The 16,189-nt window shown below is 47.6% G+C and carries 5 protein-coding genes; all 5 read left to right on the top strand.

Going from position 1 to position 16,189, the window contains the following annotated elements; translation table 11 throughout:
- The first annotated feature begins 140 nt into the window (after positions 1–140).
- Positions 141–2,798: a response regulator gene (locus AC3E9V_RS19320; RefSeq protein ID WP_488749801.1), complete on the top strand. Its 2,658-nt coding sequence runs from the start codon at positions 141–143 to the stop codon at positions 2,796–2,798.
- A gap of 97 nt (positions 2,799–2,895) precedes the next feature.
- Positions 2,896–3,486, top strand: a complete 591-nt coding sequence (locus tag AC3E9V_RS19325) for a transposase (RefSeq protein WP_488749802.1) — start codon at positions 2,896–2,898, stop codon at positions 3,484–3,486.
- A 509-nt stretch (positions 3,487–3,995) separates the two neighbouring features.
- Positions 3,996–13,967, top strand: coding sequence for a BspA family leucine-rich repeat surface protein (locus AC3E9V_RS19330; protein ID WP_488749803.1), 9,972 nt, complete (start codon positions 3,996–3,998; stop codon positions 13,965–13,967).
- 381 nt (positions 13,968–14,348) lie between these two features.
- Positions 14,349–14,939, top strand: a complete 591-nt coding sequence (locus tag AC3E9V_RS19335; RefSeq protein ID WP_488749804.1) for a hypothetical protein — start codon at positions 14,349–14,351, stop codon at positions 14,937–14,939.
- Between the two features lie 293 nt (positions 14,940–15,232).
- Entirely contained in the window at positions 15,233–15,748 is a 516-nt protein-coding gene (locus tag AC3E9V_RS19340) for an REP-associated tyrosine transposase (RefSeq protein WP_488749805.1), read from the top strand.
- Positions 15,749–16,189 lie beyond the last annotated feature (441 nt).

Here is a 16,189-nt window from a genome sequence, read left to right on the forward strand (position 1 = left end):
CGTTTTTCTTCTGTTTTTATGACAATTTTCAACATCGCTCCACTGCTGCATTTGGAAACTGCCTGCATATTTCTAAAGGTTCATTTCCCTTTTATTGATAAGAAGAAACTATCTTTCTGAGCAGATTTTAAAATTCGCTAGTGACCAGGCACGTGGTATTAAAAATAGTCTTTCTCCCTCTTCTTTATTTAGGCTTCTTTCTTCAGGTTTTTAGTGAGGTAAAAACGAGCTACTACCACGACCTAAATGCCAACGAAAGTGTACATACTATAGATCAACAAAACTTTAAGCCTTTTGAAGGCAAAATAAGCAGGGGGCTGGATAATGGGATTTATTGGATCAAAATTCAAAATGACGCTTCTTCCAGAATTATTCAAATCCCATCCGTCCGCTTAGGGACAATCCTTGGATACATAAATGATGCGGAAGCTCCACAGTTAAATGGATTTGCTTTTCCTTCCTTTGAAATCAGCGAAAACGAGGTGTTGTTGTTAAAGGTTGAGTGCCCAAACGAAGCTCATATTCCAGTCAAAAGCGTTCGCAAAACCGATTTTGTGGAACAGGATCAGAACCTGGTTTTCAGGAATGGTTTTTATTATGGTTTTGCCCTGATGATCGTTGTTTTTAACCTGTTTTACTTCTTCAATTTCCGTGAAAAAACCTTTTTATACTATGCTACATTCCTGATGGCCATAGTACTTAGCCTGTTTCACAGGGATGGGCTAACACATTTACTTTTCGATTGGCAATGGATTATAAATAATGCAGAACCCGTTTTTCACACCATAGGTTCTATTATAGGTTCATTGTTTGCCTCTTCTTACTTAAGGCACGAAATACATTTTCCCAGGTTGAAGTACCCGGTCATTGCGCTGAACCTCGTTGTGCTGCTGGCCAATAGTATGTATATGATCTCGGGCACATTTGAGTGGTTCGTAGCGGCAGAGCTGGCCAGTATTATCGTGCTGACGATCTATTGGGTCTCCAGTATATTTTTATTCCGAAAGGGTACTTTTTATAGCTTCTTTACGGTTGCCTACAGCATCATTCTTGTCATGGCGTTTGATTTTTATATTTTCCCGCTCCTGGGGGTGCCCAATATTGGCATCACGACCGCTGCCCTCAAGATAGGAAGCTTATTTGAAATCCTGGTGATCAGTTACGCCGTGGTGCATCGCATGCGGATTTTACAAAAGGAAAACCTTGAACTGCAGATAGAAAATCAAAGGACTCAGGAGATTTCCGAACAGGCTGAAATGCTAAGAGAGCTGGATAAAGCCAAGTCACGCTTCTTTATCAATATCTCTCATGAACTGCGCACGCCGATCACCCTGATCAAAACGCCCATAGAGTCATTGCTCAATGATGATAAGGAGTCGATCAGCAAGGAAGGCAAAGGGAAACTGGCACTGTCAGTACGCAATAGCGAGCAGCTTCTCAACCTTGTAGAGGAAATACTCGACTTGAGCAAGTTGGAAACTGGTAACCTGGATTTGGATGAAAAGCCCTCGGACCTACATCAGGTAGTCAAGCGGATTTTTTCGGCCTTTGAGTCTACAGCCAAGCAGCAGGAAATTGACTATTGCCTCCATTTGCAGCTGACCCACCCCAACGTCGTGCTGGATACGGGCAAGTTTGAAAAGATTTTGAACAACCTGATTTCAAACGCCATTAAGTTCACACCACCCCATGGAAAAATTACCCTGGACGTCTCTCAGGAAGAGGATATGGATAAGGCCCTTCATACCATTGTAAAAGTGACGGATACGGGCTCAGGGATAAGCCAGGAGGAAATTAGTCAGGTATTTGACAGGTACTATCAGGGTACCGAGAAGCGGGAACAGTTGCAGGGAGGTACGGGGATTGGTCTGGCGATGGTCAGGGAACTGACAGAGCTGATGAATGGAAAGGTGACGGTTTCCAGCGAATATGGTAAAGGAAGCCTCTTTGAGGTGCATTTACCCCTCAAAGCCACCATGGAAAGCAGGCCGGTAGTTGAGACGATTGTCATCAATGCACCAACCTCTTCTTCAGCGATCCTGCCATCAGTATCACTTACAGATCGCCCAAGAATCATGATCGCTGATGATAACAACGATATGAGGCAGTTCATCGGAAGCCTGCTTGAAGGTCGTGGGTATGACGTCATAGAAGTTTCGGATGGAATGGAAGCCTGGAACCAACTGGAAGCGATCAAGCCAGACCTGATCTTGTCTGATGTGATGATGCCCAGAATGAACGGGATCGAACTCGCTTCCAAAATACGGGAAAACCCGGATTATAGGGACATTTGCATTGTCCTGCTCACTGCCCGGACAGCCGAAGATGATAAGCTATTAGGGCTTACGATAGGTGTGGACGATTATATGACAAAGCCATTTAGCGAAAACGAATTAATAGCCAGAATCAAAAACCTGTTGACAAACCGATCCAATAGACTGAAAAATGTGGATAGTCAGGATACGGACGAAAACCTTTCGGTAGATCAAAAAATGATCCAACGGTTGAAGGAAATAGTAGAGGGTCAACTGTTCAATTCTTCGCTAAAAGTGGATGACCTGGCTCATGAAGTAGCCCTAAGTGAACGACAGCTTCACAGAGTGATCCAAAAACTGACCGGGTTGACCCCTGCAAATTTTGTGAAGGAAATCCGGTTGAACAAGGCCAGGAAGTTTTTGGAGACCAGGTCATTTTCCACGGTTGCAGAAGTTTGTTATGCCGTTGGTTTTGAAAAGCCTGGCTATTTCAGCAAGATCTATTCACAGCGCTTCGGAAAATCCCCTGGTGACTATTTGTAGCAGGTGCTCGCTCTTCGGCCGGTCCGGCTGAAGCCTGACCTTGGATACAGATCAGACTTCAGTCGGATCGGATAACTATTTTTGATACATTCATACCATGCAAATACAGGCAGATCAACTGTACCACATCTACAACCAGGGCAACAACAGGGAAACCATTTTCAGACAAAGGGAAGACTACCTGTCTTTTCTAAACCATTTTCGTGAAAAAGTGGCGCTTCACTGTGAGGTGGTAAACTACTGTCTTATGCCTAACCATTTCCATTTTCTGATCAATTCCAGAGAAGAATCCGCAAAACCAGTCATGCTGGGACAAGTTAAAAGTACAGCATTGGCCAATGGGTTTAGAATGCTCTGTGGTGCCTATGCTCATGAGTTTAATAAAAAGTACAACAGGACAGGCTCACTTTTCAGGCAAAAAACGAAGGCCAAACTATTAGAAACGTGTGATATACATTATCCATTCATTTGTTTTCACTACATCCACCAAAACCCGGTTAGGGCAGGCTTATGCGAAAAAATGGAAGACTGGGAGTTTAGCTCATTTAGGGATTACTGTGGACTGAGAAACGGATCGCTGGCTGACAAAGACCTTGCCTATAGTCTTGTTGGTGTTAGTGATAAAGATTTTCATGAAGAGTCTTATCAGGTAATTGATGAAGACAGGATCAAAAAACTTTTTCTGTAATTAAGGTCGGACAGTCAGACCGATTAGATGAGATCAGACCTGCCTCGCAGGCAGGTTAGTCAGACCGATTTAATAGATATGATCAGACCTTCGGCCGGTCCGGCTGAAGCCTAACCTTGGATACAGATCAGACTTCAGTCGGATCGGGGTTGGCAAACTGGCACGGAACCGGTCTGACTAAAGTCCGACCTACTGCCTTTCCATGATCTTCTGTGTGTATGTCAGGATTGGGGCATGATATGTCCGGTTTGGGGCTTCTGGTGGCGCATCAGTGGCCTCTTATGTCAGGATCAGGCCACCATTATAGACTTGCTTTGTTCCCGTGAGCTATTGGAGTCCTTAGCCCATCATTTTAATTTTTATTCAGGATGAAATGAGCATGATGCTCAACCCAATTATTGAGCAACACCAACCGGTACGATCAAGCTTGGGCAGCAAACCGCTTATTTCGCAAGCTTGAACACATGAAAAACCACTTGATTTTAACCGCTTTTAAAACCGCAAAAGACATGATCACCTATTTATACCGAAACAAGATGTCAGCATCACAAAGCTTCCTTAATGTAGCCCTCACCATATTGTTTATGTTTATTACCATTTCGGCATTCGCCCAGCCCCCGGTGGCTAGCGGGGATTGTGGAAGAACTACACTTTATTTCAGTAGTGCAACGAACGTCAGCACTACGATCACCGAATTGTCCGGGGTCACTCAAGGGTCAGGTACCTGGGAAGCCTGGATAAAAAAGGAAAACTGGAGTAGTTATGGTGGTGATGAAAAACTCTTTGCGAATGACTATGATTATCCTTCGGAATCGGCATTTTATATTTCGCTTCATAGCGCAGTAGGGATGCATTTTCGTACGGGATATACCAATGGGTCTTATATCTCCAATACTTCCACATTCGGGTTTACAGCCAACTCCTGGCATCATTTTGCAGCTACATGGAGTGAGTCCGGAGGGACCGTCACAACCTCTATCTTTATTGACGGAGTAGCTGCAGGCAGCATCACTTCTACTTCCACTTTTGATGTTGGTTCCACCTTTTACATTGGAGGAAAAGACGGCTCATACAAATTTAATAACGGAGAAATGGCTGAGGTTAGGGTTTGGAATGTGGTCAGAACCGAACAGCAAATTGCTGATAACAGAAATAGCTTGCTTACCGGTAGTGAAAGTGGCCTGGTGGCTTACTGGCCCTTGAATGAAGCAAATGGTAGTACGGTAGCAACGAATGCGGTAAGTGGGGGATCAGACGGTACTGTCAATTATCTGGATGCATCTGGCTGGAGAGGCTTCCCTTTGGAGGTTCAGGAATCTGGAAACCTGATTTTAAGTGGCGATACTTACGATTTTGGCACACAAGTGATCAATCAAAGTTCTGAAGCCAGTGTTTTCACCATTACCAATCATGGATCCACTTCTATTGATCTTTCAACCAACCCAATATCCGAACTAGCTGGTGATAACGCTGCTGAGTTTGAGCTTGATCTGACAGCTACGGCCACTGAGCTTGCTGCCGGTGAATCGACTACTTTTTCCATCACATTTTCTCCTACCACTGATGGTGAAAAAAATGCAGTGTTCAGCTTTGCCAATGTTTCAGGATGTTCAGATCCTTATACCTTTAATATTACAGGTATTGGCAGAACGCTGGAAGCATCCATCAGCGTAGATGCGCATGTGTTGATCTATGGCGAGTCGACAGGTCAGCTTACCGTTTCGGCCACCGGAGGAACAGAGCCTTATATCTATCAATGGAGCAATACGGCAACCACGGCCACAGTCACTGGATTGACCGCTGGCGACTATTCAGTGGTGGTGACCGATGCACTAGGTGCTTCAGTTGAGGCTGCTGCCGCCATCACCCAGCCCGATGAATTAGTTGTCTCTATCAATGTGGATTCAGATGTCACAGCAATTGGGGGAAATGATGGAGAGGTTACAGCATCGGCCACAGGAGGAGTGGGGCCCTACACCTTCTCCTGGAATAATGGAGGTAATACGGCTACTATCACTGGTCTCACAGCCGGAGAATATACGGTTACAGTTACCGACGACAATAGTGCCACTTCGGAGGCCAGTGTCACAGTCACCGAACCGGACAGTCCGTCATCGGGAGAATTTAACACTGCCACTATGCCTGAAGGCTATGAAATGGCGTCTGACCATCCAATGATCGCTTATAATGACAATCTTTATGTAATACTGGAAGATGGTTCCAATGGTATCTATGGGGCACTCTATTCTTACAATGGAACAACTTTTACACAAGTAACGCTACCAGATGGATTGGAAGTAGCTTCGGCATTCGACATGAAGGTATATGATGGTGATCTATACATGGCCCTGGAAGATGGTTCCAGCGGCATTTACGGGGCACTGTACCAATACGATGGAGCTTCGTTTACCCAGGTCACCTTACCGGAAAACCATAGATTGGCCTCAAACTACGAAATGGAGGTTTATAACAATAAGCTTTACGTGGTTCTCGAGGATGGATCAAGCGGTACATATGGGGCGCTTTATGAATATGACGGGGCGGAGCTTTTGGCTGTTAGTTTACCTGAAGGCTATAAAACAAGTTCAGATAAAGGCATGGTTGTTTTTGATGGATTGCTATATATGGCACTGGAAGACGGCTCAAACGGGATCTATGGGGCACTCTATTCTTACAATGGATCGGTACTAACACAAGTGTCTGTGCCCAATGATCTGACAGTAGCCTCGGAGTTCAATATGAAGGTATATGAAGGCAATCTATTCATAGTTCTGGAAAATGGTTCCAGTGGTATTTACGGAGCACTATACCAATACAACGGAAGTTCCTTTACCCAGGTCACCTTACCGGAAAATCACAGCATGGCCTCAAACTACGATATGGAGGTTTATGACAATAAACTTTATGTGGTTCTCGATGATGGATCAAGTGGTATATACGGAGCGCTTTACCAATATGACGGGTCGGAGTTTTTGGCTATTGACTTGCCAGAAGGCTATAGCACGGAAGAAGGATTTGGTATGGAAGCCTATCAGAGTAAACTGTACATGGCCCTTCAGGCCTCGGGTGGTGAAGTGCTCTATTCCTTGAAGAACCTGCTGGACGTACAGTATGGTGGCGATGGCTTTTCTGAATCCTCTTCCAACGATGGTTCGGTCACAGGCTCGATCACCATCACGCTGACCGGAGATACCTTTCAGGATGACGATGCAGACGGCTTGTTGGATGTGGGGAGTGAAGTAAGTATCCAAAATATCCCTGCCGGGCTGTTCCCAATCATTGCCCTCACTAGCAGCACAGTGGCAGAACTCAGCCTCACAGGAAACGCTACTATCCATCAAAATGCTGATGGCGTGGCAGACATCACCTTCGAATTTACCGATGCAGCATTTGCAACTAGGATAGCCTCCGAAGTAGAAAACGCCACCGGCCCGGCCAGCAGTGATTTAGGTATAGCCTTTACCGACAACCCTTTCCTTACCTACTCCAGCTCGAACTTTTGGGAGACAACTGCCAACGACGGCTCAGTGACTGGGTCTGCTACGATCACCCTCACAGGAGACACCTTTCAGGATGCTAACGAAAATGGCTTTTTGGATATTGGCACTGAAGTCACCGTCAATAACATCCCCGACGGGCTTACCCCTATCCTGACTTTAAACAGCAGCGCCGAAGCGGTACTGACCCTAAGCGGGAATGCCACAGATCACCAAAGCGCCAATGATGTGGCCGATATCACCCTTGAGTTTACCGATGCAGCCTTCACCTCTTCATCAGCCGCCATAGTGCTCAACGCTACCGGCCCTTCCAGTGGTCTCGGCATAGTTTTCGATCCGGCCCCCTTCATCACCACCTGGAAGACCGACAACCCCGGTTCGTCAGATGACCAATCCATCAGCATCAGGACTGAAGGTACTGGCTACAACTATACGGTCTATTGGGAAGAAGTAGGCAATGAAACGAACAACAATGAAGGAGCCGAGATCACTTTCGATGATACCAACACCCCTCACACCATCGACTTTGGTGCGGCGGGCACGTACCGGGTGGAGATCTCCGGGGACTTCCCACGCAGCTATTTTACTCCATTCGGAGACGACAGAAGAAAACTCCTTACCATAGAACAATGGGGCGATATCGCCTGGCAGAGCATGCAATCCGCTTTTAGAGGTTGTATCAACCTGACCATGACCGCCACCGATGCACCAAATCTTCAGCAGGTGACCGACATGTCAGATATGTTCAATGGAGCCAGTGTATTCAATGGCGACCTAAGCGCATGGGATGTAAGCAGTGCAACCAATATGAGCTATATGTTCTCTGGTGCCACTTCCTTCAATCCCGAAGGTTCGGGACTGAGCGAATGGGACGTCAGCAGTGTGACCAGCATGAGCGGTATGTTCTTTGGCGCCACTTCCTTCAATCCCGAAGGTTCGGGACTGAGCGGATGGGACGTCAGCAGTGTGACCAGCATGAACGATATGTTCAATGGTGCCTCCGCCTTCAATGGCGACCTGAGTGGGTGGAATGTGGGCAGTGTGACCGACATGAGCGGTATGTTCAATGTTGCCTCCGCCTTTAATGGCGACCTGAGCGGGTGGAATGTGGGCAGTGTGACCAACATGAGCGCTATGTTCTCTGTTGCGACTGCCTTCAATCCCGAAGGATCGGGACTGAGCGAATGGGACGTAAGCAAGGTGACCAGCATGAACGATATGTTCAATGGTGCCTCCGCCTTCAATGGCGACCTGGGCGCATGGGACGTAAGCAATGTGACGGATATGTTTCGTATGTTCAATGAAGCCACTTCCTTTAATCCCGAAGGATCGGGACTGAGCGCATGGAACGTAAGCAGTGTTACCGACATGAGGGAAATGTTCTATAATGCCTCCGCCTTTAATGGCAACCTGGGTGCATGGGACATAAGCAGTGTCACTAATATAAGATCAATGCTAGAGAATAGCGGCCTGTCTACCAAAAACTACGATGCTACCCTGATAGGCTGGGCTACACTTGATGCAGGTGAAACGGCAATCCCTACCGGCCTACCTTTTGACGCCTCGGGGCTTACCTACTGCAATGGGGCTGTAGCACGTGCCACCCTGATTAGCACCTATAGCTGGGGCATATCCGAAGATACCCAGGAATGCGAGCCATTTATCACCACCTGGGTAACAAATGACGGGGAACTTACCATCCCTACAAACTCGGGCGAAACGTACAATTATGATATTAGCTGGACCAACCTGACCAACTCCGGTACAGGTGAAGGCTCCGCAAGCGGACAAACCGGGGACTACACCATTACAGGGCTAGAAAATGGCAGCACCTACACCGTATCCATATCCGGAGACTTCCCCCGCATCTATTTCAACAACACCGGAGACAAAGACAAGATACTGACCGTGGAGCAGTGGGGCACCAAGGGCTGGGCCTCCATGGCACATGCCTTCTCCGGATGTAGCAACCTCACCGTTTCCACCATCGAAGCTCCCTACCTCAAGCTGATCACCGATATGAGCTTTATGTTCAATGGAGCGTCATCCTTCAATGGCGAAGGATCGGGACTGAGTGACTGGGACGTGAGCAGTGTCACAAACATGCAAAGTATGTTCCGTAAAGCCACGGCATTTAATCAGGACATAAGTAATTGGGATGTGAGTAATGTGACGGATATGAGCTACATGTTCCTTGATGCCGCGGCTTTTAACCAGGACATTGGCCAATGGGACGTAAACAACGTGACAGATATGAGTTATATGTTCTTTGGTGCCTCAGCATTTGACCAAAACATCAGCAATTGGGATGTGGGCAAGGTGACGGTGATGTACGATATGTTCGGTAACGCCACAGCATTTAACCAGTCCCTCGGCAGCTGGGACATCAGTAGTGTGACGGATATGACGAGTATGCTCGTCAGCAGCGGATTATCCACCAAAAACTACGATGCTACATTGAGCGGTTGGGCCACCCTGGATACCGAAGCAGGTGAAACAGTGATCCCTGACAATGTGAGTTTTGGTGCCACCGGCCTTACTTATTGCAACGGAGCTGCCGCACGCACTTCCTTGATTAGCACCTACGGCTGGTCCATATCCGGGGATACCCAGGAGTGCCTGCCCTTCATCACCACCTGGCAGACCAACTCTGCCAGCGAATCCATCACCATCCCTACTACAAGCACCGGCTACAGCTACACCGTAGACTGGGGCGATGGCACTGTGGACGAAAACTTCTATACCGGTGATGCCACCCATCAATATGCAGAGGCCGGTACCTACACCGTATCCATTTCAGGCGACTTCCCCCGCATTTATTTCAACAACACCAACAACAACAAAGAAAAAATACTGACCATCGAACAATGGGGCACCCAGGCTTGGACCTCTATGCATGGTGCCTTCTATGGGTGTAGCAACCTCACCCTGACTGCCACCGATGCACCCAACCTCAGCAAGGTGACCGACATGAGCTATATGTTCGATGGTGCCACTTCCTTTAATCCCGAAGGTTCGGGACTGAGCGAATGGAACGTAAGCAATGTGACCAACATGAGCAATATGTTCTTTGGAGCCTCCGCTTTCAATGGCGACTTGAGCGGCTGGAATGTCAGCAATGTGACGAATATGTTTCGTATGTTCTCTGGAGCCACTTCCTTTAATCCCGAAGGATCGGGACTGAGCGCATGGGACGTAAGCAATGTGACCAACATGAGCAATATGTTCTTTGGAGCCTCCGCTTTCAATGGCGATTTGAGCGGCTGGAATGTAAGCAATGTGACGAATATGAGCAATATGTTCTCTGGAGCCACTTCTTTTAATCCCGAAGGATCGGGACTGAGCGCATGGGACGTAAGCAAGGTGACCGACATGAGCTATATGTTCTCTGGAGCCTCCGCTTTCAATGGTGACTTGAGCGGCTGGAATGTAAGCAATGTGACCAATATGAACTTTATGTTCTCTGGAGCCACTTCTTTTAATCCCGCAGGTGCGGGACTCAGCGAATGGGACGTGAGCAGTGTGACCCACATGTGGGGTATGTTCTATAATGCCACTTCCTTTAATGGCGACTTGAGTGCATGGGACGTAAGCAAGGTGACCAAAATGAACTATATGTTCAATGGTGCCTCTTCCTTTAATCCCGAAGGATCGGGACTGAGTGCATGGGACGTAAGCAAGGTGACCAGCATGAGCGGTATGTTCAATGGTAGCGGCCTTTCCACACAAAACTATGATGCCACCCTGACAGGTTGGGCTACCCTCGATGTAGGTGAAACAGCAATCCCCACCGGCGTATCTCTTGGTGCTACTGGCCTTACCTATTCCTGTGAAGGAGCTCCGGCCCGTGACCTGCTCACCACCGCCACCGGGAGTGGCGGCTATGGCTGGACCATCACCGGGGATCAAATAGCAAAGTGCAGCCAGGCAATTACTTTTGGGCCACTTGAAGTAAAAAGCTATGGCGATGCAGACTTTGAGCTGACCGCCACGGGCGGAGCAAGCGGAAATCCGGTGACTTTTTCCAGCTCAGACGAAAACGTTGCGACCATCTCCGGCAGCACGGTGACAATAGTAGGCGGAGGTACGGCCACTATTACGGCCAGCCAGGCTGGTAATGATCATTATGCAGCGGCTCCTTCAGTAGAGCAGGTTTTAACGGTCAACCAGGCCAGCCAAACGATCACCTTTGAAGCGCTGGCAGCTAAAACTTATGGCGATGCAGCTTTCGACCTGACCGCTACGGCCAGTTCAGGACTGGACGTGACTTATGCCAGTTCGGATGAAACCGTGGCAACTATTTCAGGCAGCACGGTGACAATAGTAGGCGGAGGTACGGCCACTATTACGGCCAGTCAAGCGGGTAATGCAAATTACACAGCGGCTACTTCAGTAGAGCAGGTTTTAACCGTCAACCAGGCCAGCCAAACGATCACCTTTGAAGCGCTTGCAGCAAAAACTTATGACGATGCGGATTTTGACTTCACCGCTACGGCCAGTTCAGGGCTGGGAGTGACTTATACCAGTTCGGATGAAACCGTGGCAACTATTTCAGGTAGCACCGTAATGATCGTTGGCACAGGCACCACCACGATCACCGCCAGCCAGGCAGGTAATGCAAATTACACAGCGGCTACTTCGGTAGATCAAACATTGATGGTCAACCAGGCTGCCCAGACGATCACCTTTGAAGCACTTGCAGCAAAAACCTATGGCGATGCAGCTTTTGATCTGGCAGCAACGGCCAGTTCAGGGCTGGGAGTGACTTATATCAGTTCGGATGAAACTGTGGCAACCATTTCAGGCAGTACGGTGACCATAATAGGTGTGGGGAGTACCACGATCACCGCCAGCCAGGCGGGGAATGCCAACTATACCGCAGCTAGTCCAGTTGATCAGACATTAACGGTCAACCAAGCGAGTCAGACGATCACCTTTGAAGCGCTTGCGGCCAAAACTTATGGTGATGCGGATTTTGACTTCACCGCTACGGCCAGTTCAGGACTGGACGTGACTTATGCCAGTTCGGATGAGACCGTGGCAACCATCTCAGGAAGCACCGTGACCATAACAGGTGTGGGGAGTACCACGATCACCGCCAGCCAGGCGGGGAATGCCAACTATACCGCAGCTAGTCCAGTTGATCAGACATTAATGGTCAACCAAGCGAGCCAAACGATCACCTTTGAAGCGCTTGCAGCCAAAACTTATGGCGATGCAGCTTTTGATCTGGCAGCAACCGGCGGAGCAAGCGGCAATGCAGTAACTTACACCAGTTCGGATGAAAGTGTAGCAACCATCTCAGGAAGCACCGTGACCATAACAGGTGTGGGGAGTACCACGATCACCGCCAGCCAGGCGGGGAATGCCAACTATACCGCAGCTAGTCCAGTTGATCAGACATTAACGGTCAACCAAGCGAGCCAAACGATCACCTTTGAAGCGCTGGCAGATAAAACCTATGGGAATGCAGACTTTGATCTGACGGCTACAGGCGGAGCAAGCGGCAATGCCGTGACTTTTACCAGTTCAGATGAGACTGTAGCAACCATCTCAGGAAGCACCGTGACCATAACAGGTGTGGGGAGTACCACGATCACCGCCAGCCAGGCGGGGAATGCCAACTATACCGCAGCTAGTCCAGTTGATCAGACATTAACGGTCAACCAAGCGAGCCAAACGATCACCTTTGCGGCCCTTGTAGATAAAACCTATGGTGATGCTGACTTTGACCTGACCGCAACAGCCAGTTCAGGATTAGTGGTGAGTTACATGAGCTCGGATGAAAATGTAGCAACGATATCAGGAAGCACAGTGACAATCGTTGGCGCAGGCACCACTACGATCACGGCCTCTCAGGCGGGTAATGCAAATTATATAGTAGCTACTTCGGTTGAGCAGGTTTTGACCGTCAACCAGGCCAGCCAGACGATCACTTTTGAGGCCCTTGTAGATAAAACCTATGGTGATGCTGACTTTGATCTGGCAGCAACAGGCGGAGCAAGCGGCAATGCCGTGACTTTTACCAGTTCGGACGAAACTGTGGCAACCATCTCTCCCGCTTCGGGCGGGACAGGTGGAAGCACCGTAACGATCGTTGGTGCAGGAACCACAACGATCACAGCCAGCCAGGCGGGTAATACAAATTACATAGCAGCTACTCCGGTTGAGCAGGTTTTGACCGTCAACCAGGCCAGCCAAACGATCACTTTTGGAGTGATTGAAGCCAAAACCTTTGGCGATGCAAACTTTGACCTCACCGCTACCGGCGGAGCAAGCGGCAATGCCGTGACTTTTACCAGTTCTGATGAAAGTGTAGCGACCATCTCAGGAAACACCGTATCAATCGTTGGTGCAGGCACCACAACGATCACGGCCAACCAGTCTGGCAATACAAATTACGCAGCAGCTACTCCGGTAGAGCAGGTTTTAACGGTAAATAAGGTCCCGAATAATGCTCCGGTAGTGGTAAACCCATTAGAGGATCAAACATCCGCTACGGAAGGATTCGGATCTGCTCAGTTTAGCTATGCAGATGTGTTTGAAGATGAAGATGGTGATGCACTAACCATCACGGTAAGCAGCAGCGCTGAAAGTGTGGTAACTGTTGAGCTGATTGCCAATGATCATCTACAGATCAATGAAATTGGGATAGGTACAAGCACGATCACCGTGACAGCCAATGATGGTAATGGAGGAACGGTTTCTGATGAATTCATCTTCACGGTAAATGAAGCATCACCTCTTGGCCTGGGTCAGGAGTTAGAGGTGGCAGTTTATCCCAACCCGGTTGCGGATTACTTACGCATTGATGCGGTAAAGTCCGTTGATGTAAGGTTAGCAGATCTTAATGGCAGGGAGCTCCTTAGATCAAATGGCCGGGAAATCAGGATGAACTTATCATCTCTTTCCCCGGGTATGTACCTGGTCATCATTCAAAATGGGGAACAGATACTCAAAAAGCGAATCATAAAGGCAAACTAAGGCAGCAATAGCTAAGGCTATTGCAATGGGCGGTCCGCCAGCGGGCGGATCGCCCTTTTTTGAAGATCTGGTCGTCACCCACTCAAAGTGGCAGGACGACTGTCACCTTTGTTGATGTCGTGACCGAAGCGTCGAGGAACACCAATAGCGGGAATCAATTTGTATTCCGTCATGCTGAGGGCTAAGCCCTTTTAGATAGGGCCACAAAATCACTGATGACGAGATTGTAAAGCTTTGAAATACAGCATGTTTTAAAAATGCGTCATCGGTCGTTTACGAAGCATCTCGTCATAACAAGAACCTTACATGTGGTAACAAGAACCTTACATCTTTAATATCTTCAAACTGTATTTGTTGGGTCACTGTTTTTCTTTAGTGACCATGACCATCGACATTCCCATACCAAAACAAGTACTCAGACTCATCCTCGGCGTTCTGACCTTAATCCTGCCACTTGTGCTTCCCCTGGGAATGTGGCTCCTCGGCGCTGACCACATATTTCAGCGATCTATCAGCGCCTACTACTACACGGAAGTAAAGCTTTTGTTTTTGATCTTAATAATCCCTTTCGGACTTATCCTTATCCTGTATGGCATGATCTCAAGACGAAATGGATGGATACTCATAGTTACCGGAATACTGAGTATGTTGTCTGCACTGATCCCTACACATGCTCCGGATAACATGAGCCATGCCATGATCGGGAATTCCCATCTGGTATGCTCTGTTCTCTTTTTTGCATTGCTGGGTTGGGTTATTCGTGATACCCTTAATCTGCCTCCGGGATTTTCGATGTTGTCTAAGATCGGTATCTGGATCTGGGTTGTGCTGAGTATATTAATCGTTTATTTCCTGGCTTTTCACGACCTCTGGCCTCCCATGGTCTACGTTCTGGAGACGGTGATCTTGTGGTTATTCACTCTTGGGATCTACATCAGAAATAAGATCTCTAATAAACTTGCTGGCAGATAAAGACTTTACCGCCTTTGTTGGTGTTGTCACCAACAAAGAACTCCTTCCACTAAAGGCTGTCGGTGAAAACACCTACAGCGGTGGAAAAGAATCTTTTCGTAGCTTTAACCAATGGAACTGCTGAATGAACATCCACAATTCTTCACCACCTCTATCCTCGATTGGATCCCAATCATGAAAGATGACTACCGCCTTTGTTGGTGTTGTCACCAACAAAGAAATCTCCTTCCACTAAAGACTGTCGGTGAAAACACCAACAGCGGTGGAAAAAAATCTTTTCGTAGCTTTAACCAATGGAACTGCTGAATGAACATCCACAATTCTTCACCGCCTCTATCCTCGATTGGATCCCAATCATGAAAGATGACTCTCACAAGCGCGTCATCACGGACAGTCTTGAATTTCTCGTAAAACGTGAACGTATCATCCTTTATGCCTTTGTTATTATGAATGATCATATCCATCTGATCTGGCAAATGCGGAAAAACCATGCACTTAAAGATGTTCAAAGGGATTTCTTAAAATTTACCGCACAAAAAATGAAATACTCACTTCTTGATAGTCAAAATCCCCTGCTAAACAAATTCCGAGTAAACCTAAAAGACCGGGAATATCAATTCTGGCAAAGGAATCCATTGTCTGTTGATTTGTATAGTCCGGCAGTTTTTGATCAGAAATTGGAATATATTCATGATAATCCCGTGAAGGCAGGGCTGTGCCTGTTACCGGAAGAATATGAATTCTCATCTGCCTCTTTCTACTTCACTGGTCAAACAAAATATTCCTTCCTGACTTATGCCTACGATTAGTCCCCTTAAAGGCTGTTGGTGACAACACCAACAGCGGCAAGGAACCGTCTGATGGTTATAGGATGATCAGTTCTGCTACCTCTTCCGCCTTTGTTGGTGTTGTCACCAACAAAGAATCAGCCGGACTTTTACCCTTCATGTCGGCAGACAAGTCCACATACCAAATATTATTCTATCATATCGTATTAATCACCCTTCATGCAGAATATTATTCTGTTATGTTGCATCGATGACCCTCCATGGTCTACATGGAGGGTGGGAGTACCGACATGGAGGGTTGTAGTACCGACATGAAGGGTGGTAGTACCAACATGAAGGGTTATATTACCAACATGGAGGGTGATAGTACCAACATGGAGGGGCTGGTATCGGCATGGAGTGTAGTAGTGCCAGCATGGAGTTCTATTTCTCTGCTTTTGTTGGCATTGTCACCAACAAAGA

It is taken from the genome of Marinoscillum sp. HNIBRBA16962 (assembly GCF_057801515.1).